The organism is Bradyrhizobium sp. SRL28, from assembly GCF_018596315.1.
In the GTDB taxonomy this organism is placed as follows: Bacteria; Pseudomonadota; Alphaproteobacteria; order Rhizobiales; family Xanthobacteraceae; genus Bradyrhizobium.
The window spans coordinates 26,847-50,815 of record NZ_JAHEAG010000040.1 but is presented as its reverse complement, the minus strand read 5'-3'; the positions used below and the strand labels follow the sequence as shown (position 1 = coordinate 50,815).

The window sequence follows — 23,969 nt, the reverse complement described above, 5'->3', positions numbered from 1 at the left end:
TGGCTCCACCCATCCTACGGCACCGCGTGAATCAGTTGACAGACGAAGTCTCTGAGGCTTAATTCCGCTCATGGGGGTTTTGCGATCCCCCCACGAGGCGACATGCCCAAGTATCGCGTCCCGTTTTTTACGAGGGCGCAGCCATGTCATCCTACACCACGATATCTCCGGACAAGCTTTCCAAATTGATCGGCACGGCGAACACGCCTGCGCTGATCGACGTTCGCACCGACGAGGATTTCACCGCCGACCCGCGGCTGATTCCCGGTGCTATCAGGCGCAACCACGCGCAAGCCGCCGACTGGGGCGAAGAGTTCTCAGGCCGCCCGGCCATCGTCGTCTGCCTGCGCGGCCAGAAACTGGCGCAAGGCACCGCCGCCTGGCTGCGACATCTCGATGTTTCGGCCGAAGCGCTGGAAGGCGGTTTTGAAGGCTGGAAGGCGGCAAAACTGCCGCTGGTTCCTGCTGAGAAACTGCCCGCTCGCGACGCGAAGGGCCGCACCGTCTGGGTCACCCGCGCGCGGCCGAAGATCGACCGCATCGCCTGCCCCTGGCTGATCCGCCGCTTCGTCGATCCGAACGCCGTGTTCCTGTTCGTCGCGCCGCCGGAGGTGCTGGCGGTCGGCGAACGCTTTAATGCCGCGCCGTTCGACGTCGAGAACGTGTTCTGGAGCCACCGCGGCGAACTCTGCACCTTCGATGTCATGATCGAGGAATTCGGCCTGGCGACGCCGCCCTTGCTGCGGCTGGCGGCGATGGTGCGCGGCGCCGACACCGGGCGGCTTGATCTCGCGCCGGAAGCACCCGGATTGCTCGCCGCCTCGCTCGGCCTGTCGCGGATGTTCGATGACGATCTCGAACAGCTCGAGGCCGGCATGACGTTGTACGACGCGTTCTACCGCTGGTGCCGCGACGCGACCGGCGAGACGCACAATTGGCCGACCAACAAGGCGAAGTCGTAATGGATGCCACCGTGAACAAGACGACCGAGGCTGGCGCAAGCCGGAACCTCGGTCACGGCATCAGTTTTGGTGAAGCCTTTCGCGTCTGGCTGCGGGTCGCCGTGCTCAGCTTCGGCGGCCCGGCCGGGCAGATCGCGGTGATGCACCGCATCCTGGTCGAGGAGAAAAACTGGATCTCCGAGAGCCGATTCCTGCATGCGCTGAACTACTGCATGCTGCTGCCGGGACCGGAGGCGCAGCAGCTTGCGACCTATATCGGCTGGCTGTTGCATCGGACCGCCGGCGGCATCATGGCCGGCGGTCTGTTCATCCTGCCCGGCGTCATCGCCATCATGGGCTTGAGCTACGTCTACGCGGCCTATGGCAATGTCGGCTTCGTCGAGGCGGTGTTCTTCGGGTTGAAGGCAGCCGTGCTCGCCATCGTCGTCCACGCCGTGGTCCGCGTGGGAAAACGCGCGTTGCGCAACCGGGTGATGATCGCGCTGGCGGCGGTTGCCTTCGTCGCGATCTTCTTTTTCAACGTGCCCTTCCCGATCATCATCATCGCGGCGGGCGTGATCGGCTATTTCGGCGCGAAGAGCGGACGGCCGGAATTCGCCGCCGTCGAACATGGCGGTGGTGGCGGGAAGACCGCCGCGGTCGACAGCCTGCTCGGAGAGGAATTGCCCGAGCATGTGCGCCCGAACGTCGGCCGCGCGCTGCGCGTAAGCACGGTGTGGCTGCTGCTGTGGGTGGTTCCGGTGGCCGCACTCCTGATCGGGCTCGGGCAGGCCAACGTGTTCAGCCAGATCGCGCTGTTCTTTTCCAAGATGGCGATGGTGACGTTCGGCGGCGCCTATGCGGTGCTGGCCTATGTCGCCCAGCAGGCGGTCGAGCATTATCACTGGCTGCAGCCGCGCGAGATGCTTGACGGACTCGGCATGGCCGAAACCACGCCGGGCCCGCTGATCATGGTGCTGCAGTTCGTTGGTTTCATGGCCGCCTATCGCGATCCCGGCGGGTTGTCGCCAATGCTCGCGGCCACGCTCGGCGGCTTGCTGGCGACCTGGGTCACCTTCATCCCCTGCTTCCTCTGGATCTTCCTCGGTGCGCCCTATATCGAGACGCTGCGCGGCAACAGGGGGCTGGCGGGCGCGCTGACCGCGATCACGGCCGCGGTCGTCGGCGTGATCCTGAATCTCTCGATCTGGTTTGGATTGCACACGCTGTTCCGGCAGACCATCCCGGTTCGCTCGTTCGGGCTGTCGTTCGATATGCCGGTGTGGGGAAGTCTCGATATCGCAGCCTTCGTGCTGGCGGCTGCCGCGGCGACCGCGATTTTCCGGCTTAACGTCGGGATGCTGTGGGTGTTGGCGGGGTCGTGCGCGGCGGGCGTGGCGATGCGGTTTGCGGGTGTGGCTTGAAGAGGATTCGTAGGGTGGGCAAAGGAGCGTAAGCGACGTGCCCACCATTTTTCCGAGGGGGCCGAATGGTGGACACGCTGCGCTTTGCCCACCCTACGGCGTTACACCCGCTCGGCCGGCGCTAGCTTGCACACCTCGGCGGCGGCTTCGATCTGCAGCGTGGGATGGTGGATGTTGAAGCGATGCGAGAGTTCCTCGCAGACCCCATGCAGAAAGGCGTCCTCGCTGCCACCGGGCCGCACCAGATGCGCGGTCAGTGCGGTCTCATTGGTGCTCATCGCCCAGATGTGGAGGTCATGCACTTCAGTGACACCCTCCAACCCGGCGAGGTAATCCCGCACTTTCGCAAGCTCGATGCCGCGCGGCACGCCGTCGAGCGCGAGACTGACGCTGTCGCGCGCCAAGCCCCATCCGCTCCAGAACACCACGGCGGCAATGACGAGGCTGATCGCGGGATCGAGCCACAGCCATCCCGTCAGCATGATGATGAGCGCCGCGACCACCACGCCGAGCGAAACGCCCGCGTCCGCCGCCATATGCAGATAGGCGCCGCGAATATTGAGGTCGCCGTGGCGGCCGCGCATGAACAATAGCGCGGTGAAGCCGTTGATGGCGACGCCAAACGCCGCAACCACGACCGTCCAGCCCGCGACCGGCGCAGGGCTGTAGAGCCGGTTGACCGCCTCGACGACGATGCCGCCGACCGCAACCAGCAGCAGGCCGGCGTTGAATAGAGCCGCCAGGATCGAAGCCCGGCGATAGCCATAGGTGTGCCGCTGCGTCGGCTGCTTCTGCGCAAGCCACGCCGCGCCCCATGCCAGGAGCAGCGCGATCACATCGGAGAGATTGTGGACGGCGTCGGAAATCAGGGCCAGCGAGTTGGCGGCATAGCCGAAGATCAGCTCGGCAATGACGAACGCCGTGTTGAGCGCGGCGCCGATGGCGAACGCGGCGCCGAAATTGTCCGGCGCGTGGCTGTGGCCGGCGTGACCATGGGAATGATCATGCCCGTGGGAATGGGAGTGATGGTGGTCGTGCGCCATTTCGCTGACAGCCGCCGTCTCTGATGTTTCGACGGCGACTTATATAGCGCGCAGATTATCGAATACTATTACAGCGAAACCGCGATCATCTCCTCCACCAGCGGACCGCCGCCGACCGGAAACACGATGAACTGCTTGCCGCCAGCCATATAGGTCATCGGCGCGCCGACCGCGTTAGCCGGCACCGCAACCTCCGCCAGCATTTCGCCTGACGTCTTGTCGTAGACCCAAAGATGCGGATCGAAATTGTTGAGATCGGCGATCCGGCGCGTGCCCCCGGCAGGCAGTCGCGGCGCGCTGAAATAGCCGGACTGCACAACGATCATCACCGTTTTTGTAATCAGCGCCCAGCTCCGCGTGGGAAATCCCAGCCGCTCACGTATGCCGAGCTGCTGAATGGTCGGGATGAGTTCGGCACGCCCGACCGGTATCCGCCAGCGGTGGTCTCCGCTGTTCATGTCGATGGCGAGCATGCTGCCGAATGGCGGCTTCAGCAGCGGCAAGCCGCGCGGTCCGGACAAATAGCGGAACTCACCGATGAAGTCGTAGCGCGACTCACCCGGCCCCGGCCTGCGAACGGTGACGACGAACGGTAGCCGATAGGTGCCGACATAGAGCATGCCGGTTTCCGGATCGATCGCGGCACCGGCCCAGTTGCCGCCGCCGGCCACGCCGGGCACCTGGATGGTGCCCCGCTCGGACGGCGGGGTGAACAGCGGACCGTGATCGTACTTCGCTACGATCTCCCTTGCCTCGTTGTGGAGCTCCGGCGTGAAAGCGATCAGGTCTTCGTCGCGCACGCCCTGAATGTCGATCGGGGCCGGCCTCGTTGGAAATGGCTGCGTCTTCGATGCGCTTTCGCCGGGCACGCTCGAAGCCGGCACCGGCTGTTCCTCGATCGGCCACACCGGCTGGCCGTTGACGCGATCGAATACGTAGACGAACGCCTGCTTGGTCACCTGCGCCACCGCCTTGATCGGCTTGCCGCCGACGGTGATGTCGATCAGGGTTGGCGCCGCCGGGGTGTCATAATCCCACAATCCGTGATGCACGAGCTGGTAGTGCCAGACCTTCTTGCCGGTGGCCGCTTCGAGACACACGAGGCTGTCGCCGTAAAGGCCGTCACCGGGACGGTGGCCGCCATAGTAATCGTTGGTCGGCGTGCTCACCGGCAGATAGACATAGCCGAGGTCCTCGTCCGCGCTCATCGGCGCCCAGACATTGGCGTTGCCGGCCTCCCGCCACGACTCCCGTTGCCAGGTCTCGACGCCGGGCTCCTCGCCCTGCGGCACCGTGTGGAAGGTCCAGAGCAGCCGGCCGGTCACCACGTCGAAGCCACGCACATCGCCGGGCGGCGACGGGCTTTTCCGCCACCAGTCCATGACAGACGAACCGACCACGATGACGCCGCGCACGATCACCGGCGGTGTGCTCATGGTGTAGTAGTCGCGATCGACCGGGCGGCGCAGCTCTTGCGTGAGGTCGATCCGGCCGTCATTGCCGAAGCCCGGCACCGGCTTCCCGGTCTTCGCATCCAGCGCGATCATCTGCGCGAATGCCGTGAGCATGATGATGCGCTCGTCATCGCCATTGCGCCAATAGGCGACGCCGCGGTGCAGCCAGCCATCGTTGGCCGGAATGCCAAGCCCGTTTTCGTAAACCTTGGGATCAAACAGCCATTTGGTTTCGCCGGTCGCGGCATCGATGGCCGCGACCTGTGAGAGCGTCGTCGAGGTGTAGAGCACGCCGCCGATCATCAGCGGCGTCGATTCGTGGGCGCGCGTCGGGCCGATTTTCGGATTGGCCTCCTTGATCGCCATGTCGGGCGATTTCCAGCGCCAGGCGACGCGGAGGTTCTTGGCATTGTCGCGATCGATCTGCGTCAGCGGCGAATAGCGCGACGCGGCGTAGGTCCCGGCATAAGCGGGCCATTCGCCCTGCGACAGTGCTTTGGTGGATTCAGGCAGCGCGCCGGGGATGGATTGGGCGCGGAGCGTGACGGGCATGACGCACAAGGTGAGCGCAAGGCCGATTAATGTGATGAGCCGTCGCGATCCTGCTTTGCGCAATGCCGCCTCCCTGACCCTCAGGCGAGCATCGGCGAGAACAAGGGCGCAGTCAAAGGGGATCAGGAGAAATCGCGGCCGGATTACGAAACCGTAATCCGGCTTCCCGGCCCTACTCCACGCCCCGCAAGAACTTGTTCGACTTCGGCAGGCCGTGCGCGAGGCGGCCGGCGTCGGCGCGGTTGCCGCGCCAGTCGGACAATTCCTTGGCGCTCATGCTCTGCTCGCGGCCGGCGGAATCTTTCCAGGTCAATCCCGCCTTGAGTTCGAACACGGCGACATCAGACAGCTTGGCGCTGGAATATTTCTGCAACCGCACGCCGCGACCGCGCGCCATTTCCGGGATCTGGTCGAGCGGGAACAGCACCATCTTGTGGTTGGTGCCGATCACAGCGACCGTGTCGCCCGCTACCGTCGCGATCGCGCAGGCCTCGTTCGGCATGGTGACGTTGAGCACCTGCTTGCCCTTGCGGGTGTTGCCGACGCAGTCCTCTTCCTTGACGACGAAGCCCTGCCCTTCGCTGCTCGCGATCAGGAATTTGCGTTCGCCCTTGTTGATGAACAGCGAGACGATCGCGGCATCCTGCTCCATGTCGATGAACATGCGGATCGGTTCGCCATGGCCGCGGCCGCCCGGCAGTTTTGCGACATCGAGCGAATAGAATTTGCCGTTGGTGGCAAACAGCAGCAGTTTTGACGTGGTCTCAGCGAAGAAGGCGTGGTCGAGCTTGTCGTCGGTCTTGAACGCAAGCCCCGAGATATCCTCGACATGGCCCTTCAGCGTGCGCACCCAGCCCTTCTCGGAGATCACCACCGTGCACGGCTCGCGCTCGACAAAAGCTTCCTCGATCGCGGCGAGATCGTGTTCGGGTGCGTCGGCAAACATCGTGCGGCGCTTGCCAAGCGGCGTCTTCGGCCCGAAGATATCGCGAACCTTGCGGACCTGCTCGCCGACCTTGGACCATTGTTCGGTCTCGGAACCGAGCAGCGACTTGATGCCCTTCAATTCGCCCCGAAGGTTCTTGTCCTCGGTGCGGATTTCGAATTCCTCGAGCTTGCGCAAGGAGCGCAGGCGCATGTTGAGGATGGCATCGGCCTGGACTTCCGTGAGCTTGAACGCCTTGATCAGCGCCGGCTTCGGCTCATCCTCGGTGCGGATGATCTTGATCACCTTGTCGATGTTCAGATAGGCGATCAAATATCCGCCGAGCACTTCGAGCCGGTTCTCGATCTGCGTCTTGCGGAAATTCGAGCGGCGGACCAGCACGTCGCGCAGATGGTCGAGCCATTCGCGCAGGCACTCGGCAAGTCCCACCACCTTGGGGATCTTGCCCTTGATCAGCACGTTGAGGTTCAGCGAAATCTTGCTCTCGAGCTCGGTGAGCCGGAACAGCGATTCCATCATCAACGCCGGATCGACCGCGCGGGATTTCGGCTCAATCACGAGGCGAACGTCTTCGGCCGATTCGTCCCTGACGTCGCCAACCAGCGGCAGCTTCTTCTCATTCAGAAGCTCGGCGATCTTCTCGACCAGCCGGGACTTCTGCACCAGCCACGGGATCTCGGTGATGACGACGACCCAGGTGCCGCGCGCGCCCTCCTCCTGGGTCCACTTGGCGCGGGTGCGGAACGAGCCGCGGCCGGTCATATAGGCTTCGGCGATGCTTTCCTTGGAGTCGATAATAATGCCGCCGGTCGGGAAATCGGGACCCTTGACCCATTTCAGGAGCGACTTCGACTTGGCGTCGGGCTTGTCGATCAGATGCAGCGCCGCGTCGCACAGCTCGGCCGCGTTGTGCGGCGGGATCGAGGTCGCCATGCCGACCGCGATGCCCTGCGCGCCGTTGGCGAGCAGGTTCGGGAAGCCGCCGGGCATCACGACCGGCTCTTTGGTCTGGCCATCGTAATTGGGTCGAAATTCGACGCCGTCCTCGTCGATGCCCTCGAGCAGCAGCCGCGCGACCTCGGTCATGCGCGCTTCGGTGTAACGATAGGCGGCCGGGTTATCGCCGTCGATATTGCCAAAGTTGCCCTGGCCGTCGACCAGCGGATAGCGCGAGGCGAAATCCTGCGCCAGACGCACCATGGCGTCGTAGATCGCCTGGTCGCCATGCGGATGGAACGAGCCCATCACGTCGCCAACGATTTTCGCCGATTTCTTGAACGGCGTGCCGGGGTCGAGCCGCAACAGGCGCATGCCGTACAGAATGCGCCGGTGCACCGGCTTCAGCCCGTCGCGGGCGTCCGGCAGGGCACGGTGCATGATGGTCGAGAGCGCATAGGCGAGATAGCGCTCTTCCAGCGCATCGCGCAGCATGACCTCGTGGATTTCGGCCGGTTCTTCCGGCGGTAGCTGTCGTTTTCCCATGGGGAGGCGTTAAACTTTTGCGGTGAATCGGGCAAGACGGGAAACACGGCATCCGTCGTCCCTGCGAACGCAGGGACCCATAACCACAGGTGTTTGTTGGAAAAATGACTCAAGACCCGGCGCCAAACGACCGCCGCGGCGTATGGGTCCCTGCTTTCGCAGGGACGACGGGTTGAAGGAGCGGGTCAGGCCGACGAACTGATTCGCGCCCGGTACCGCGTCACCGCGTTGATAAACCCATCTCTCGCATCCGAATGGCCCTGCCCGCGCGGTTCCAGCACGTGGCGCAGCAGGAATAGCCCGGTCAGCCGAAAGCCGTCCTGCAGGTCCTGGTCGGACCAGCCGTTCGCGCCACCCTCGCCCTCGCGCAGGAAGGCCGGCAGCCGCAGCAGCCGGTCGCGGTAGGGCTCGCCGGCCCGCCGCGACACCGCGCCGCCGGACTTTGGCGAGACATAGATCAGGTCGGCGGTCTCGCCGGTGGCGGCGCAGTTTTCCAGGTCGAGGCCGAAGCCGAGTTCGGCCAGCATCGCGAGTTCGAACCTGATGAGGTGCGCCGCCGCGCCGCCGGCATCGTCAAAGTCGTCGAGCGTGCGGTCGAGCATCTCATAGATGTCCTCGTGCGGATCGCGCTCCGGCAACAGCCGCGCCAGCGAGGCCAGATGGGTGACGCCATAGACCGCGTGCGAGGACGCGAGCAGCGTTGCCGCGCGCAGTCGGGTGCCTTCGATGGCGTAGGTGCCGAGATGCTCGTCGAGCCGGGCTCGCCAGACCGCCGTGACGCTGTTGCCGGGCTGCAGCAGCGGCCGCATCCGCGACGAGGCACCGCCGCGCACCAGGCCGAGATGACGGCCATGCCCGCGCGTCAGCAGCTCGACGATGGCGGAAGATTCGCCATGTCGCCGCACGCCCAGCACGATGCCTTCGTCGGTCCATTCCATGGGGTGGAGGTTACAGGATTTCGGCGCATGTAGGGTGGGCAAAGCGCAGCGTGCCCACCAACGATCAACAAACTGTGTCGCGCGCGATGGTGGGCACGGCACGAAGCGCCTTTGCCCACCCGTATGCTTAGGCGTCGAACCACCCCACCGCGTCGCCGGTGAAGGAGAAATACAGCCCCATCGCCGTCAGCGCGCATGAGATCACCTCGATGCCGCTGTCGAACTGCAGGCCCTTCTCGCCGATCATTTGCACCAGGGAAATCACCGACAGCAGCAGCGCTGCCACCAGCACCCAGCGCGGCCAGTTCTTGCGGCCCTCGGCGGCGAGCCGGACGAAATAAACCAAAAGCAGGATCAGGCCGGCCGCCATCAGCGTTCCGGTGTTGATCATCTGCGCCGTCATCTTCGCTGTGGGCGTGCGGTCCTGAAACGCCACCGATACCGCATCCAGCGTCAGCGACAGATACAGCAGGACCTCAAACCACAGCACGTTGCGGGGTACGTTCATCGGGCTGCCAACTCCGTCATTGCCTGCGACAAACGCGAAGCGTTGGCGCCAGGGAGCAAGGCGACGACTTGTCCGCCGTAGCTCGAAGAGCGAATGCGGAAGCAATCCATTCTTTCTTTGCGCGGCGCAGATAGATTGCTTCGCTTCGCTCGCAATGACGATCGCAATACATTGCCTCGATCATTCCTTCGGGAATTCCAGTCCCATTTCCCTGTAGCGGTCGGGATCGTCGCCCCAGTTCTCGCGCACCTTGACGAACAGGAACAGGTGCACGGGCACGCCCAGGATGTCGGCGATCTCCTTGCGCGAATCCGCGCCGATCGACTTGATGGTGGCGCCGCCCTTGCCGAGCACGATCTTGCGCTGGCTCTCGCGCTCGACAAAGATCGTCTGCTCGATGCGCACCGACTTGTCCTTGCGCTCGGTCCAGGTGTCGGTCTCGACGGTGGATTGATACGGCAGTTCCTGGTGGAGCTGGCGGTAGATCTTTTCGCGGGTGATTTCGGCTGCCAGATGCCGCAGCGGCGCATCCGACATCTGGTCCTCGGGGTAATGAAACGGCCCCGGCGGCACGCTCTTCGCCAACGTCTGGCGCAGATCGGCGACGCCGTCGCCCGACAGCGCCGAGATCATGAAGGTGTGTTCGAATTTCATGCGCTCATTGGCGGCCTGCGCCAGCGCTAGCAGCTTCTCGCGCGGGATCAGGTCGATCTTGTTCAAGACCAGGATTTTCGGATGCTGAACCGTCGCGAGCTTCTTCAGGATCGCGTCGGCCTCCTCGTCGATTCCGGCCTTGGCGTCGAGCAGCACGCAGACGAGGTCGGCATCATGGGCCCCGCTCCAGGCGGTGGACACCATGGCGCGGTCGAGCCTTCGTTTGGGCGAGAAGATGCCGGGCGTGTCGACCAGGATGATCTGGGCATTGTCCTCGATCACGATGCCGCGGATCAGCGCCCGCGTCGTCTGCACCTTGCGCGAGACGATGGTGACCTTGGAGCCGACGAGTGCATTGACCAGCGTGGACTTGCCGACATTGGGCGCGCCGATCAGCGCGACAAAGCCGCAACGGGTCTCGGCGGACGTGGCTTCGGCTGAGGATTCAACTGTCATTGCTACCACCGCCCACGCCTTCGCGTTCGATCATCACGGAGGCCGCGACCTTCTCGGCGGCGCGCTTGGAGCCGCCGACACCTTCGGCGGGCGTCAATCCCGGCAAGTCGACGGCGACACGGAACTGCGGGTCGTGATGCGGCCCGGTGCGCTCGATCTCGCGATAGACCGGCGTCGGCAATCCCTTGCTCTGGGCCCATTCCTGCAACACCGTCTTGGGATCGCGTAGCGGCCGGCGCGGCTTGCGCATCCGTTCCAGCCAGTTGCGCTCGACGAATTGCGACGCCGCCGCATAGCCGCCGTCGAGATAGATCGCCCCGATCACGGCCTCGCAGATGTCGCCGAGGACGGATTTGCGCAGGCGCGCCCCCGCCCCCGCGCCGACCGCGCCGAGCTTGATATCGTCGAGCAGACCAAGTGACTTGGCGACGTCGGCGCAACTTTCCTTGCGCACGAGATCGGCGAGCCGTTTCGACAATTCGCCCTCGTCGGCCCGCGGATAGGCGCGATACAGCATGTCGGAGATGATCAGCCCGAGCACGTGATCGCCGAGGAATTCCAGCCGCTGATAGCTGTCCGCGCGATGACGCGTGGCGGGCTTCAAGGCCGAGACATGGGTGAAGGCGGTCGTCAGCAGCGCGGGGTCGGAAAACTTGTAGCCGATACGCCCCTCGATCGCGGCAGCGGCCGCCTTGGCCCCGGCCTTGCCGCGCTTCTTTTTCGGCGCAGCGACGCCGGCGGCTTCGGCCTGCTGGCCCGGCTCGCCCGAGGTCGATGTGTCAGGAATGGTCGCTGTTTCGTCGTTCATCGCACGATTGAGAATAGGCGATTCCAGCGCACGGCGGTCGGCCAGCGCCAGAACATCCAGGCATGTTCGCCCTCGGCAATGGAGAAGAAGATCATCTGCGCCCGGCCGACGATGTTCTCGAACGGCACGTAGCCCACCGCCGACAGCACACGGCTGTCCGTCGAGTTGTCGCGGTTGTCACCCATCATGAAGAAGTGGCCGGCGGGAACGATGTAGATGTTGGTGTTGTCGTAGAAGCCGTTGTCGACGCAATCGAGCGATTCATAGCTGACGCCGTTCGGCAGCGTTTCCTTCCAGCGTTTCACGCGCGCGGTAGCGTCCGAGCCGCAAGGGTCCTCGCCGATGAAGTCGGAAAGCCGCTCGCGCTTGATCGGCTTGTCGTTGATGTAAAGCAGGCCTTCCCGCATCTGGATGCGGTCGCCCGGCAGGCCGATCACGCGCTTGATGTAATCGGTGGAGTCGTCCTTCGGCAGGCGGAACACCACGATGTCGCCCCGGCTCGGCTCCGAACCGAAGATGCGGCCCGAGAACAGCGGCGGCGACAATGGAATGGAATAGTGGCTATAGCCGTAGGAATATTTCGAGACGAACAGGTAATCGCCCACCAGAAGCGTCGCCTTCATCGATCCCGAGGGGATGTTGAACGGCTGGAACAGGAAAGTGCGGATCACGAGCGCGATCAGGAGAGCGTGGATGACGACGCGGATGGTTTCACCCAAGCCGCTTTCAGATTTTGTGCTGGAGGTCACGCTCATCGCTTTCCCAATTCCCGCAGGCCTTTGCCCGCGCGGTGGCAGAACGTTTTCCGCACGCGAATCGCCTGGTACGTTCGCGTCAGGAAAATGGTCTCGATACTGATATTGAAGGCCAATTCCGGCGCTAACCTGAATCGGCCCTGGCTCGAACATGTAGCTCGGCGTTTTAGACGGTTGTTGGTGGGCGCGCAATCAAGCGCCTCGTGAAAACTTCATAATCCATTGATAAATCAATGTTTTTTAGTTTTGTCCCGCTTCCCCGACGCAAACGCCTGCGCGGTTCAAGATTTGCCGGGAACGACCGCCGAAATTATGACGAAGGCCTGCGCCAGCGGCCAGTCATCGGTGATCGACAGATCGATCCGCGCCTCGAGCCCCTCCGGCGTCAGCGCCTCCAGCCGGGCCAGCGCGCCGCCGGTGAGTTTCATGGTCGGACGGCCGCCCGGCAGGTTCACCACCCCCATGTCCCGCCACCAGACGCCGCGCCGGATCCCGGTGCCGAGCGCCTTGGAACAGGCCTCCTTGGCGGCGAATCGCTTGGCGTAGGTCGCGACCACCATCTTTTCGTTGTTGGCGCGGCGCGCCGCCTTGGCGCGCTCGGCGTCGGTGAAGATGCGGTCGAGGAAGCGGTCGCCGTGGCGCTCGATCACCTTGGCAACCCTTGTGATGTCGATCAGGTCGGAGCCGATGCCGATGATCATGGCTAGCCCGCGATCTTCTGGCGGCCGCGGTCCATCGCGGAGCGCATCTGCCGCACGGTCTCGCCAAGGCCTATGAACAGCGCCTCCCCCATCATGAAGTAGCCGATGTTGAGTTCGGCGATCTCGGGCAACGCGGAAATCGTCTCCGCGGTCTGGTAGTCGAGGCCGTGGCCGGCGTGAACCTCCAGTCCCGCGGCCCGTCCCAAGGCCGCGCCCGACACGATTCGCTGCCATTCCGCCTCGGCCTTTGCGGTGTGGCCGTCGACCACGGCGTCGCACCAGCCGCCGGTGTGGATCTCGATGACCGGCGCGCGCAACCTTGCCGCCATCTCGATCTGTTGCGGGTCGGCCGAGATGAACAGCGACACCCGGACGCCGGCATCGTTCAGCCGCGCGATGAAGGGAGCCAGCGCATTGTGCTGGCCGACCACGTCCAGCCCGCCTTCGGTGGTGAGTTCCTCGCGCCGTTCCGGCACCAGGCATACCGCATGCGGCTTGGTGGCGAGCGAGATCCGCAGCATGTCCTCGGTTGCCGCCATCTCGAAATTCAGCGGCTTCGATATCTCGGCCTTGAGCCGGGCCATGTCGCTGTCGCGGATGTGGCGGCGGTCCTCCCGCAGATGCGCGGTGATGCCGTCGGCGCCGGCCTCGATCGCGGCCAGTGCGGCGCGCACCGGATCCGGCCGCTCGCCGCCCCGCGCATTGCGCAAGGTCGCGACGTGATCGACATTTACACCGAGGCGCAGCGGGGGAACGGGCATTGCGGATCTCTCAGGCAATCTGACGCGACATCGTTAGCACAAAGTGCCACACGCGGGCGTGACCGGCGCGTCCATCTAATTGAGAAGGATGGATTGCCGGGTCAAGCCCGAGATGAAGATACCGCCTATCCGTTGACGCGCTCAACCTTGGCGACGACGGCCTTGGCGCGCAATTGAGCGATAATTGCACTGAGATGCTTGAGGTCATAGACCTCGAGATCGATGGTCAGCTCGGTAAAGTCAGGCGAGCGGCGCGACATGCTGATATTGTCGATATTGCCGTCATGCTCGGCGATCACGGTGGCGACCTGGGCGAGGCTGCCGGGCTCGTTGACGTTATGGACCAGGATCCGTGCCGGGAAACGCTGCGGCATGGTCTCATCGATATCCCAGCGGACGTCGAGCCAGCGCTCCGGCTCTTCCTCAAAGTCCTTCAGCGCCGGCGACTGGATCGGATAGATCGTGATCCCCTCGCCCGGTGTGACGATGCCGACGATGCGGTCGCCCGGCACGGCGCCGCCGTTCGGCGCGAACTTCACCGGCAGGTCGGAATTGATGCCGCGTACCGGGATGACGGAGGCGCTGCGCGCCGGATGCGGCGGCGCTTTCAGCTTCAGTTTGACCGCGAGGCTCTTTTTGGCCCCGTAGCGCACCATCCGCTCTTCCTTGTAGTCCGGATACATGGCGCGGGCGACGTCGGAGGCCTTGAGTTCGCCACGCCCGACCGAAGCCATCACGTCGTCGATCGAGGCACGCGCCAGCCGGGGAAGAGCGCCCTTCAGCTTGTCGTCGGCGTATTCGATCTTGGCGCGGGCAAACAGGCGGTCGACGATGCGGCGGCCCAGACCTGCATATTGATCGCGCACTGCTGTACGCGTCGCGCGGCGGATCGCGGCCCGGGCCTTGCCGGTGACCGCAAGCGATTCCCAGGCCGAAGGCGGCGCCGACTGGGCGACCGAGGTCAGGACCTCGACCTCGTCGCCGTTCTGCAGCTCGGACGACAAGGGCGCGAACTTGCCGTTGATCTTGCAACCGACGGCTGAGTTGCCGACATCGGTGTGCACGGCATAGGCGAAGTCGATCACGTTGGCCTGACGCGGCAGCGCGATCAGCTTGCCCTTCGGCGTGAAGCAGAACACCTGGTCGTGGAACAGCTCCAGCTTGGTGTGCTCCAGAAACTCTTCCGGATTGGCGCTTTCGGACAGGATGCCGACGGTGTGGCGCAGCCAGGCAAAGGCGTTGGATTCGTGCTCGAGCCGCTCGGTCGGCGAGCCCATGCCTTCCTTGTAGAACGCGTGCGCGGCGATGCCGAACTCGGCGATCTGGTTCATTTCCTCGGTGCGGATCTGCAGCTCGACGCGCTGGTTGCCGGGACCGATCACGGTGGTGTGGAGCGAACGGTAGTCGTTCTGCTTCGGCGTCGAGATGTAGTCCTTGAAGCGGCCCGGCACCACCGGCCAGGTGGTGTGCACGACGCCGAGCGCGGCGTAGCAGGATTCGACATCCGGCATCACGACGCGGAATCCGTAGATGTCGGAAAGCTGCTCGAAGCCGACCGATTTGCGCTCCATCTTGGTCCAGATCGAAAACGGCTGCTTGCGGCGGCCGTAGACGCGCGCGGTGATGCCGTGCTTCTGCATCTTCTTGGATAGCTGGCTTTCGATCTCGCCGATCAGGTTGCGGTTGCGGTCGGCGAGCGCATCGAGCCGCTGCATCACCACGGCATAGGCTTCCGGATCGAGCGTATGGAACGAGAGATCCTCGAGCTCTTCCCGCATCTCCTGCATGCCCATGCGGCCGGCGAGCGGCGCATAGATGTCCAGCGTCTCCTCGGCGATGCGGCGGCGCGAGGCGTGCGGCACGAATTCCAGCGTGCGCATATTGTGCAGGCGATCGGCGAGCTTGATCAGCAGCACGCGAACGTCATCGGCGATCGCAAGCAGCAGCTTGCGCAGGTTCTCGGCCTGCTTGGCTTCGCGCGAGACCAGCTCCAGCCGTTTCAGCTTGGTGAGCCCCTCCACCAGCACGCCGATCTCGTGACCGAATATATTGTCGATCTCGGCGCGCGTCGCCTCGGTATCCTCGATGGTGTCGTGCAGCAGGGCAGCTACGATGGTGGCGTCGTCGAGCTTGAGGTTGGTCAGGATCGCCGCGACTTCGAGCGGATGCGAGAAATAGGGATCGCCGGACGCGCGCGTTTGGGTGCCGTGCGCCTTCATGGCGTAGACATAGGCGCGATTCAGCAGGTCTTCGTTGGTATCGGGATTGTACGTCCTGACGCGCTCGACCAGATCGTATTGCCGCATCATGCGTGAGCGCGATTTGGGCTTTTCCGTCACAGGCGACGTCGGCGCGACCGCGACCTGACCGGTCGCGGCCTGCATTTGCCGGGAGCTGCGGCGCCAATACGCCATCACATCACTGCCTTCTTCCACCAGACCCGGACGGGTCCCACCGTTTACGTATCTAATGCGTTTTCGAACGGCGATGCACGCCGTTCGGGCCGCGAAACGGTTCAATTTCGCTTGGGCCAGCGGCCATTCAACGCCCAACCCGGTGACCCGCCGGACAGGCGAGTCAGCCGATTTCGGCCGCGCCCGCCAAGGACGCATTGTAACCGCAAAAATGTCAACAAAAGCAAAGGCCCGGACGGATGTCCGGGCCTTTGGAAGATCGGGGAGTTGGGGACGGCCCGGAATGTTCCGGATTACTCGTCTTCTTCGGGCTGCTCTTCGGGCGGCGCCAGGCCTTCCAGACCCTTGAGGAGCTCTTCCTCGGTCATGCGCTCGACCGCGACCTCGGTGTCGTCGGCATCGACGCTGGCACCGGCCGAGCCGATCAAAGGCACGGTATCAGGCTCTGGCTCGTCGACCTCGACGAATTTCTGCAGGGAATGAACCAGTTCCTCGCGCAGGTCTTCCGGGGAAATAGTGGAATCGGCGATTTCCCGGAGCGAAACGACCGGGTTCTTGTCATTATCGCGATCAACCGTGAGTTGTGAGCCGGATGAGATCATACGGGCGCGATGCGCCGCCAGCAACACCAGGTCGAACCGGTTGTCGACCTTATCAATGCAATCTTCCACGGTGACACGCGCCATAGACTGTCGCTCCGTTATTTGGGGCCAAATATGTCGGTATTGGGGGCTAGTTATAGCGGCAGAGGCTATTTCGCAAGACTAAATTTGTGATTTGCCTTCCTTATGGGCTCTGATACCCCAGCTTCGGGGCCAGAACGGCCGGAGCGTCCAGACGCGGCGAGGTTGCCGTACAGGACAAGTAAATCTCTTCATTGCACTGTCAAAAGTCTAGGTTTTTCGCCCTCGCCTCACCATAATTGCAGTGGTGACTGTCGTGGGGCACGATTCACCGAACTTTAGGCAACCGAACTGGAAAGTGCGCGCGGACGCCGACCGCTGCGCTAGAAAAGCTAACAACAACGTGAGAACCATTTGATGTCACCCGCTTCCAACAAGATTGCGCTATTCATCGACGGCGCCAACCTCTACGCAACGGCCAAGACGCTCGGCTTCGACATCGATTACAAACGCCTTCTCAAGGAATTTCAGAGCCGAGGGACGCTGTTGCGTGCGTTCTACTACACGGCGATCATCGAGGATCAGGAATACTCCTCGATCCGTCCGCTGATCGACTGGCTCGACTACAACGGCTACACCGTAGTTACCAAGGCGACGAAGGAATTCATCGACGCTTCCGGCCGACGCAAGGTGAAGGGCAACATGGACATCGAACTCGCCGTCGATGCCATGGAACTCGCCGAGCATGTCGATCAGATCGTGCTATTCTCGGGCGACGGCGATTTCCGCTCGCTGGTGGAGGCGGTGCAACGTCGGGGTGTTCGCGTCACGGTAGTTTCGACCATTTCGAGCCAACCGCCGATGATCGCCGACGAACTCCGCCGCCAGGCCGACGTCTTCACCGACCTCGTCGAGCTGCAATCCAAGCTCGGCCGCGATCCCTCCGAACGGCCTGCCCCGCGCGAGCCACGCCATCACGCCCCTCAATTCCTGCAGCGCGCCACCACTGTGGCCCCGCGGGGCGGTGACGACGAATTCGACGATTGAGAATGAGCGAGTACGCTGCTAGAGCCTCGGTTCTGATTGAAACAGAACCGGGGCTTTTTGTTTGGCACGCGTAGTCGACGCGACCCGGCCTCGATCCCGGATCCAGGTCCGCGGCCGGCTTTCGCTCGAAAACGCTTTGGAAACATGGCTAGTCTCCCCGCCCCTGCTTCTTTCGAACCCGGCCGCAATTGCCCGCTCTGCCCGAGGCTCGCCGAATTTCGCGTTCAGGCGCGCGCGAAAGAGCCGGATTGGCACAATGCGCCGGTCGCTTCATTCGGTGATGCCAACGCGCAGCTCTTGATTGTCGGGCTGGCGCCCGGCATGCAGGGCGCCAACCGCACCGGACGCCCGTTCACCGGCGACTACGCCGGCGACCTGCTGTATGCGACCCTGCTCGAATACGGATTCGCCAAAGGCGTCTACCAGGCACGTCCCGACGACGGGCTGAAGCTGGTCGGTTGCCGGATCAGCAACGCGGTGCGCTGCGTGCCGCCGCAGAACAAGCCGTTGCCTGCCGAGATCAACACCTGCCGGCAATTCCTGGTGAAGACGATCGCGACCATGCCGAAGCTTCGCGCGATCGTGGCGCTCGGGCGGATCGCCCATGAATCGACATTGAAGGCGCTCGGGCTGCGCAATGCCGCCGCCCCCTTTGCGCACGGCGCCGTGCATGGCGCGGGCGCCGTCAGGCTTTACGACAGCTATCACTGCTCGCGCTACAATACGAATACGCGGGTACTGACGCCGGAGATGTTTCGCAACGTGTTTGCAAAGGTACGCGCGGATCTGGATTCGTAGCTTCGTAGGGTGGGCAAAGCGCAGCGTGCCCACCAATATCTGCGGTGATCTGAATGGTGGGCACGCTGCGCTTTGCCCACCCTACACATCAACAACTCAAGCCGGATTTTCCCTCAGCCACGCCAGCACGTCGGCGGCATTCCGGTCGGGCGGAAACACCGGATAGAAGACGTGAGTGATACGGCCGGCATCGACGATCAGCGCCAGCCGCTTGATCAGCGTCAGTCCGGCCACCTGCATGGTCGGCAGCTTCAGGGCGCGGGTCAGCGCCAGCTTTTCGTCCGACAGGACCGGGAACGGCAGATGCAGCCGTGACGCCATCTCGGTCTGGTAGACGTTGTCCTGCGTCGAGAGGCCGAACACATGGTTCGCGCCGGCGGCCTTCAGCTCCGCGAACAGGTCACGGAACGAGCAGGTTTGCGGCGTGCAACCGCGGGCGCCGGGGATCATGTCCCAGTCATCGACCAGGCTGATCTTGCCGGGCTCCCCGGTGCGGGGATAGGCGAACACCACCGTGCGGCCCGCAAGCGCTGATAGCGTCACCGAACTGTCGTCAGTGGCGAGCAGCGTGACCGGCGGGATCATCATGCCAGCCAGATGCGCCGCCGCGCCGTCGTCCTCCGGCGCCGGGATCTTGCTCCAGTCGACTTCGAGCAGGTTCTTCTGGTTCATGGACACATTCTCCATCGGCCGTCATTGCGAGCCAACGGGTCGGCGCAAAGTGCCGCCCGATGACAGGCTCCGCGAAGCAATCCACACTTCCTTGCAGCACAATGGATTGCTTCGTCGCTACGCTCCTCGCAATGACGGACAGACATGGGTAAGCCGATCATCCCCGCGCCCGCATCAGGCGGCCTTTTTCCCGGCCCCAGTCGCGTTTCTTTTCGGTCTCGCGCTTGTCGTGCAGCTTCTTGCCCTTGGCGATCGCCAGCAAGAGCTTGGCGCGGCCGCGCTCGTTGAAATAGAGCTTTAGCGGAATCAGCGTCATGCCTTCGCGGTCGACCGCGCCCATCAGCTTGTTGATCTGCTTTCGATGCAGCAGCAGCTTGCGAGGCCGTTTCGGCTCATGGTTGAAGCGGTTGGCCTGCAGATATTCCGGAATATTGGCGTTGATCAGCCAGATCTCGCCGTCCTTGGAATCCGCATAGGATTCGGCAATCGTTGTCTTGCCGTTGCGGATCGACTTCACTTCCGTGCCGGTCAGCGCAATGCCGGTTTCGATGGTGTCCTCGATCGCGTAGTTGAATCGCGCCTTGCGGTTTTCGGCGACAACCTTGATCGGGCGCTCGTTCTTCTCGGCCACGTTAGCCCTTCTTGAGGAGATCTCGGATCTCGGTCAGCAGTTCCACTTCCGGCGTCGGCTTCGGCGGCGCCGCGGGTGCCGCCTCGTCCTTGCGCTTTAGCTGGTTCATGGCGCGAATGACCAGAAACAGCACGAAAGCGATGATGAGGAAGTTCAGTGTCAGCGTCAGGAAACTGCCCCAAGCCAGTACGGCGCCCTGCTTTTTGGCGTCGGCCAGGTTGGTCGCCGTCACCGACTTCGATAATCCCGTGAAATAATTGGAGAAATCGAGACCGCCGGTGATTGCGCCGATGATCGGCATGATCACGTCACCGACCAGCGAGGTTACGATCGCGCCGAAGGCCGCACCGATGATGACGCCGACGGCGAGGTCGACGACGTTACCCTTCATCGCGAATTCGCGGAATTCCTTCAGCATCTTGGCTTCCCCTCTTCGTTCGTCAGGCGAAGCAAGTCGCCGCCCTCAGTTGATCAGGCCGGCATGCACCATAGCGTCGCGGATCACCTTGCCGGTTGGCGGCGTCACGTTCATCAACGGCAGGCGCACTTCTTCTTCGAGCCACCCCAGCAGTTTGAGGCCATGCTTGGCTCCCGCGAGGCCGGGCTCCTTGAAGACGGCATCATGCAGCGGCGTCAGGCGGTCCTGGATCTTCAGTCCGGTAACGTAATCACCCTGCATAACAGCCGACATCAGCTCGGCACACAGCTTCGGCGCCACGTTGGCGACCACCGAAATGCAACCATGTCCTCCCGCCGCCATATAGGCCAGTGCGGTCATGTCTTCGCCGGACAGCTGGATGAAATCCGGCCCCATCGCATGGCGTTGCTGCGACACCCGGGCAAGATTGGCGGTGGCGTCCTTGACGCCGGCGATGTTCTTCAACTCGAACAGCCGGGTCATGGTCTCGACCGACATATCGACGACGGAGCGCGGCGGGATGTTGTAAATGATGATCGGGATCCCGATCGCGTCATTCACCGCCTTGAAGTGCTGATACATCCCTTCCTGGGTCGGCTTGTTGTAGTACGGCGTCACCACCAGCACGGCATCGGCACCGGCCTTCTCGGCGTGAACAGCAAGGTCGACGGCTTCCCGCGTTGAGTTCGAGCCCGCGCCGGCGATGACAGGCACGCGTCCGTTCGCCTCATCGATGCACATCTCGACCACCCGATGATGCTCGGCATGGCTCAGCGTCGGGCTTTCGCCGGTGGTACCCACGGGAACGAGACCGTGTGACCCCTGCTCGATCTGCCAGCTCACCAGGCCGCGGAAGGCGGCCTCGTCGACCGAGCCGTTCTTGAATGGCGTGACCAAGGCGGTGAACGATCCCCGGAACTTTGTCTTGGCTGCCATGGACTTCCTCCAACGCTTAAGAAACGGCACGACCGAAACTGGATTTGAATTCATATCGGGTCTGACGATCAGGCGAAAGGGCTGTACGGTATGGCGCTAGTGCTTTGTTTCGACGCCCTTTCTCAGGCTGACCGAACCGCCTTCCTTGGAAGGGCTATAGCCGCGATTTTGCCGCGGTGATGGCGCAAACAGGTCCGGCCGCGACGTTTTAGCATTTTGTCCACATATTCAATCATAGACCTAAGGCTGGAGCGATTGAATGATTCGCCGCCGCAGAGGAAAGCCGTGATCCCTTCCGCCCGCGCCGCCGCATTGCGATCGACCGCTCTGGCCACAAGCCTGGCGCTGGCCCTTGGACTGGCGGCTTTCCCCTTGGATGCCTGGGCCAAGTCCAAAGTTCCCCTGCCGAAGCCGCGGCCGGTTTCTCGCACCGCGATCCCCAAGCCTTTAGCCACTCCCCATACCGCGCCGGCCGCCCATGCCGCCGCAGCTCCGACCGCGCCTGCTCCAGCGCCGCCAGTTCTCGCGCCTGCGACGCGCCAGCATGCGGCCCTGCCCAATCCGCGCAAGAGCGTGCCGCAGGCTGCCGTAGCCGCGACGTCCTCGACGTCCCAGGCCGACAAGGATGCGCTCGAAAACGTCATCGAGCTGGTGCGCAAGCAGAAGCCTGGGGATGCAAGCCAGGCGCAGGCCACGATATCGGATCCGGTCGCCCGCAAGCTTGCGGAATGGCTGATCCTGCGCAGCGACAATAATGGCGCCTCCGTCGAGCGCTACCGTGCGTTTGTTTCGGCCAATCCGAGCTGGCCGTCGCAGACCTTCCTGCGCCGGCGCATCGAGGCCGCCCTTTGGGACGACCGCCGCGACGACGCCACGGTGTGGTCGTGGTTCGGAAACGAATCGCCGATTTCGGCCAAGGGCAAGTTCGCGCTGGCCAAGGCCATGCTCGCGCGCGGCGATCGCACCAATGCCGAACGGCTGGTCCGCGAGGCCTGGCGCCATGATGGCATGTCGGAAGACACCGAGACCGCGGCGCTCGATATGTTCGGCGCGTTGCTGACCGCGGGCGACCACAAGGCACGGATGGATTCGCTGCTTTACGGCACCGAGCAGGAAGCCGGCGGCATGCGCGCCGCCAAACGCCTCGGTGCAGGCCATGTCGCGCTGGGCAAGGCGCGCATTGCGGCCAACAAGAAATCCTCCAACCTCAAGACGCTGCTCGAGGCGGTGCCGCGGGAACTGCACAACGATCCCGGCTACATGTTCGCCAGGATCCAGTGGCTGCGCCGCGAAGAGAAGTTCAACGAGGCCGCACAGCTCATGCTGACGGTGCCGAAAGATCCGAACCGTCTGCACAATCTCAACGAATGGTGGATCGAGCGGCGCCTCTTGTCGCGCAAGATGCTGGACGTTGGCGAACACCGCACCGCCTACCTGATTGCGCGCGACGCAGCACTTCCCTCCCGCGACATCTACAAGACCGAGCAGGAATTCACCGCGGGCTGGATTGCACTGCGGTTCCTGAAAGATCCGGCGGTCGCCGCCCAGCACTTCGCGCGCATCGGTGTCGGCAGCGCCAACCCGACCGCGCTTGCGCGCGCCGGTTATTGGCAGGGCCGCGCGGCGGAAGCCGCGGGCCGCACGCAGGAAGCCCGCGCCGCCTTTGGCCGGGCGGCCGAGCAATCGACCAGCTATTACGGCCAATTGGCGCGCGCCAAGCTCGGCTTGCCGCAGCTCGAATTGAACGGCGCCCCCCGAGGGCGCGGATCGGAGCGGCTGGAGATCGTCCGCGCCGTGCAATTGCTCTACGAGCTCGACGAGCGCGAGCTTGCGCTCCCGATTTTCGGCGACATGGGCGAGAATGGCGATCCCGATGCCCTGACGGGCCTCGGCGAGCTCACCGCGCGCCACAGCGACGCCCGCGGCATGCTGCTGCTCGGCAAGGCCGCGCTCAACCGCGGCCTGCCGTTCGATCATTACGCCTATCCCGTCACGGGCATCCCGTCGTTCAAACAGATCGGTCCCGAGGTCGAGCCAAGCGTCATCTATTCGATCGCGCGGCAGGAAAGCGCCTTCAATCCGGCGGTGGTCTCGCCGGCCCAGGCCTACGGGCTGATGCAGGTGACGCCGGACGCCGGACGCTATGTCTGCAAACGGGCCGGCGTTAGCTTCGACCTCAACCGGATGAAGACCGACTCGGTCTACAACGCCATGCTTGGCGCGGCAGAGCTTGGCGGGTTGCTCGAGGATTACCGCGGCTCCTACATCCTGACCTTTGCCGGCTACAATGCCGGTCGCGGCAGCGTCAAGAAATGGATCGAACGTTACGGCGATCCGCGTGACCCCAAGGTCGACGCGGTCGATTGGGTCGAGCAGATCCCGTTCTCCGAGACGCGGAACTACGTGCAGCGCATCATGGAGAACCTGCAGGTCTATCGCGCGCGGTTCGGCGGCGGGACCAAGCTCCAGATCGAAGCCGACCTGCATCGCGGCGCCAGCGTCCAATAGCTACATCCGCCAGGCGAAGTCTGGAATGGCTCGTCTGTAATGGCTCCTGGCGCCTCGAGCGCTGACCAGCCCCGCATGGAGCGGCCTCTGCCCGCAGGGGCGGCTACTTGGTGGCTACCTGGCACTCCCCCGCACGGCCGATTGCTTTGTCGATAGCCGAGAACAAGATGTCCTCCTGCAAAGGTTTCCGGAGGCTGGCTACAAACGTGCCTTCATCCGATCGTGACGCAGCATCGCCATGTGCGGAGATGAGAATTGTCGGAATTTCTATTCCGTTGCTGACGAGATGCTGTTGAAGCTCCAAGCCGTCCATCTCAGGCATCTGGAGATCGACAATCAGGCATATCGGAAGACCATCTGGCAACGCCGCGAGAAACTCCCGTCCCGATCCGAAACTCTGAGCACGAAAAGAGTGCGAGCGCAGTAACCGGCTCAAAGCCTTGAGCACAGCCGGATCATCGTCCACAACGGCAATCCATGGGGAAGGGTCCGCCATGAA

The 23,969-nt window shown here is 63.6% G+C and carries 22 protein-coding genes; 5 read left to right on the top strand and 17 right to left on the bottom strand.

From position 1 onward, the window contains the following. Window positions 1-143: 143 nt before the first annotated feature. Together KIP88_RS38260 and chrA are read left to right on the top strand one after the other, a co-directional pair. Window positions 144-962 (top strand): chromate resistance protein ChrB domain-containing protein, encoded by an 819-nt coding sequence (locus KIP88_RS38260; protein WP_214493346.1) that lies wholly within the window; start codon window positions 144-146, stop codon window positions 960-962. Beyond that, window positions 962-2,365, top strand: a complete 1,404-nt coding sequence (chrA, locus tag KIP88_RS38255; RefSeq protein WP_214493352.1) for a chromate efflux transporter — start codon at window positions 962-964, stop codon at window positions 2,363-2,365. Before KIP88_RS38260 ends, chrA begins: the two co-directional genes overlap by 1 nt. A gap of 101 nt (window positions 2,366-2,466) precedes the next feature. Here chrA and KIP88_RS38250 read toward each other — a convergent pair whose 3' ends face one another. From KIP88_RS38250 to rpoZ, 12 genes are all read right to left on the bottom strand, one after another. Then, complete coding sequence (locus tag KIP88_RS38250; protein ID WP_214493345.1) at window positions 2,467-3,408, bottom strand: cation diffusion facilitator family transporter; 942 nt, start codon at window positions 3,406-3,408, stop codon at window positions 2,467-2,469. Between the two features lie 68 nt (window positions 3,409-3,476). Then, window positions 3,477-5,477 carry a PQQ-binding-like beta-propeller repeat protein gene (locus KIP88_RS38245; protein ID WP_214493344.1) on the bottom strand — a complete coding sequence of 667 codons (2,001 nt, stop codon included), beginning with the start codon at window positions 5,475-5,477 and terminating at the stop codon, window positions 3,477-3,479. Between the two features lie 109 nt (window positions 5,478-5,586). Then, window positions 5,587-7,842, bottom strand: a complete 2,256-nt coding sequence (gene parC / locus KIP88_RS38240; protein WP_214493343.1) for a DNA topoisomerase IV subunit A — start codon at window positions 7,840-7,842, stop codon at window positions 5,587-5,589. Window positions 7,843-8,027: 185 nt separating this feature from the next. After that, window positions 8,028-8,780, bottom strand: a complete 753-nt coding sequence (gene recO, locus KIP88_RS38235; RefSeq protein ID WP_214493342.1) for a DNA repair protein RecO — start codon at window positions 8,778-8,780, stop codon at window positions 8,028-8,030. 127 nt (window positions 8,781-8,907) lie between these two features. Then, entirely contained in the window at window positions 8,908-9,288 is a 381-nt protein-coding gene (locus tag KIP88_RS38230) for a hypothetical protein (protein WP_214493341.1), read from the bottom strand. Window positions 9,289-9,468: 180 nt separating this feature from the next. Beyond that, on the bottom strand, window positions 9,469-10,398 hold the full coding sequence (era, locus tag KIP88_RS38225; protein WP_214493340.1) for a GTPase Era: 930 nt from the start codon (window positions 10,396-10,398) through the stop codon (window positions 9,469-9,471). Continuing rightward, window positions 10,388-11,206: a ribonuclease III gene (rnc, locus tag KIP88_RS38220; protein WP_214493339.1), complete on the bottom strand. Its 819-nt coding sequence runs from the start codon at window positions 11,204-11,206 to the stop codon at window positions 10,388-10,390. The genes era and rnc overlap by 11 nt, the downstream gene beginning before the upstream one ends. Then, complete coding sequence (lepB, locus tag KIP88_RS38215; protein WP_214493338.1) at window positions 11,203-11,961, bottom strand: signal peptidase I; 759 nt, start codon at window positions 11,959-11,961, stop codon at window positions 11,203-11,205. The genes rnc and lepB overlap by 4 nt, the downstream gene beginning before the upstream one ends. A gap of 281 nt (window positions 11,962-12,242) precedes the next feature. Beyond that, window positions 12,243-12,662: a holo-ACP synthase gene (gene acpS, locus KIP88_RS38210; protein WP_214493337.1), complete on the bottom strand. Its 420-nt coding sequence runs from the start codon at window positions 12,660-12,662 to the stop codon at window positions 12,243-12,245. A 2-nt stretch (window positions 12,663-12,664) separates the two neighbouring features. Then, complete coding sequence (locus KIP88_RS38205) at window positions 12,665-13,423, bottom strand: pyridoxine 5'-phosphate synthase (RefSeq protein ID WP_214493336.1); 759 nt, start codon at window positions 13,421-13,423, stop codon at window positions 12,665-12,667. A gap of 125 nt (window positions 13,424-13,548) precedes the next feature. Next, window positions 13,549-15,837, bottom strand: a complete 2,289-nt coding sequence (locus KIP88_RS38200; protein WP_214493335.1) for a bifunctional (p)ppGpp synthetase/guanosine-3',5'-bis(diphosphate) 3'-pyrophosphohydrolase — start codon at window positions 15,835-15,837, stop codon at window positions 13,549-13,551. A 293-nt stretch (window positions 15,838-16,130) separates the two neighbouring features. Then, window positions 16,131-16,523, bottom strand: coding sequence for a DNA-directed RNA polymerase subunit omega (gene rpoZ / locus KIP88_RS38195; RefSeq protein ID WP_024512695.1), 393 nt, complete (start codon window positions 16,521-16,523; stop codon window positions 16,131-16,133). Window positions 16,524-16,877: 354 nt separating this feature from the next. On the opposite strand from rpoZ, the gene KIP88_RS38190 reads away from it, so the two are divergent. Next, window positions 16,878-17,507 carry an NYN domain-containing protein gene (locus tag KIP88_RS38190; RefSeq protein WP_214493334.1) on the top strand — a complete coding sequence of 210 codons (630 nt, stop codon included), beginning with the start codon at window positions 16,878-16,880 and terminating at the stop codon, window positions 17,505-17,507. A 144-nt stretch (window positions 17,508-17,651) separates the two neighbouring features. Continuing rightward, window positions 17,652-18,305 carry a uracil-DNA glycosylase gene (locus KIP88_RS38185; RefSeq protein WP_214493333.1) on the top strand — a complete coding sequence of 218 codons (654 nt, stop codon included), beginning with the start codon at window positions 17,652-17,654 and terminating at the stop codon, window positions 18,303-18,305. A gap of 96 nt (window positions 18,306-18,401) precedes the next feature. Here the strand turns inward: KIP88_RS38185 and KIP88_RS38180 are convergent, their stop codons facing one another. From KIP88_RS38180 to dapA, 4 genes are all read right to left on the bottom strand, one after another. Next, on the bottom strand, window positions 18,402-18,977 hold the full coding sequence (locus KIP88_RS38180; protein WP_214493332.1) for a peroxiredoxin: 576 nt from the start codon (window positions 18,975-18,977) through the stop codon (window positions 18,402-18,404). Between the two features lie 157 nt (window positions 18,978-19,134). Next, window positions 19,135-19,608, bottom strand: coding sequence for an SsrA-binding protein SmpB (gene smpB / locus KIP88_RS38175; RefSeq protein ID WP_214493331.1), 474 nt, complete (start codon window positions 19,606-19,608; stop codon window positions 19,135-19,137). 1 nt (window position 19,609) lies between these two features. Continuing rightward, on the bottom strand, window positions 19,610-20,026 hold the full coding sequence (gene mscL / locus KIP88_RS38170) for a large conductance mechanosensitive channel protein MscL (protein WP_214493330.1): 417 nt from the start codon (window positions 20,024-20,026) through the stop codon (window positions 19,610-19,612). Window positions 20,027-20,071: 45 nt separating this feature from the next. Then, entirely contained in the window at window positions 20,072-20,962 is an 891-nt protein-coding gene (dapA, locus tag KIP88_RS38165) for a 4-hydroxy-tetrahydrodipicolinate synthase (protein ID WP_214493329.1), read from the bottom strand. Between the two features lie 288 nt (window positions 20,963-21,250). Between dapA and KIP88_RS38160 the strand changes: the two genes are divergently transcribed. Further along, on the top strand, window positions 21,251-23,470 hold the full coding sequence (locus tag KIP88_RS38160; RefSeq protein ID WP_214493351.1) for a lytic transglycosylase domain-containing protein: 2,220 nt from the start codon (window positions 21,251-21,253) through the stop codon (window positions 23,468-23,470). Between the two features lie 103 nt (window positions 23,471-23,573). Here KIP88_RS38160 and KIP88_RS38155 read toward each other — a convergent pair whose 3' ends face one another. Then, entirely contained in the window at window positions 23,574-23,966 is a 393-nt protein-coding gene (locus tag KIP88_RS38155) for a response regulator transcription factor (protein ID WP_214493328.1), read from the bottom strand. Between the last annotated feature and the right edge of the window lie 3 nt (window positions 23,967-23,969).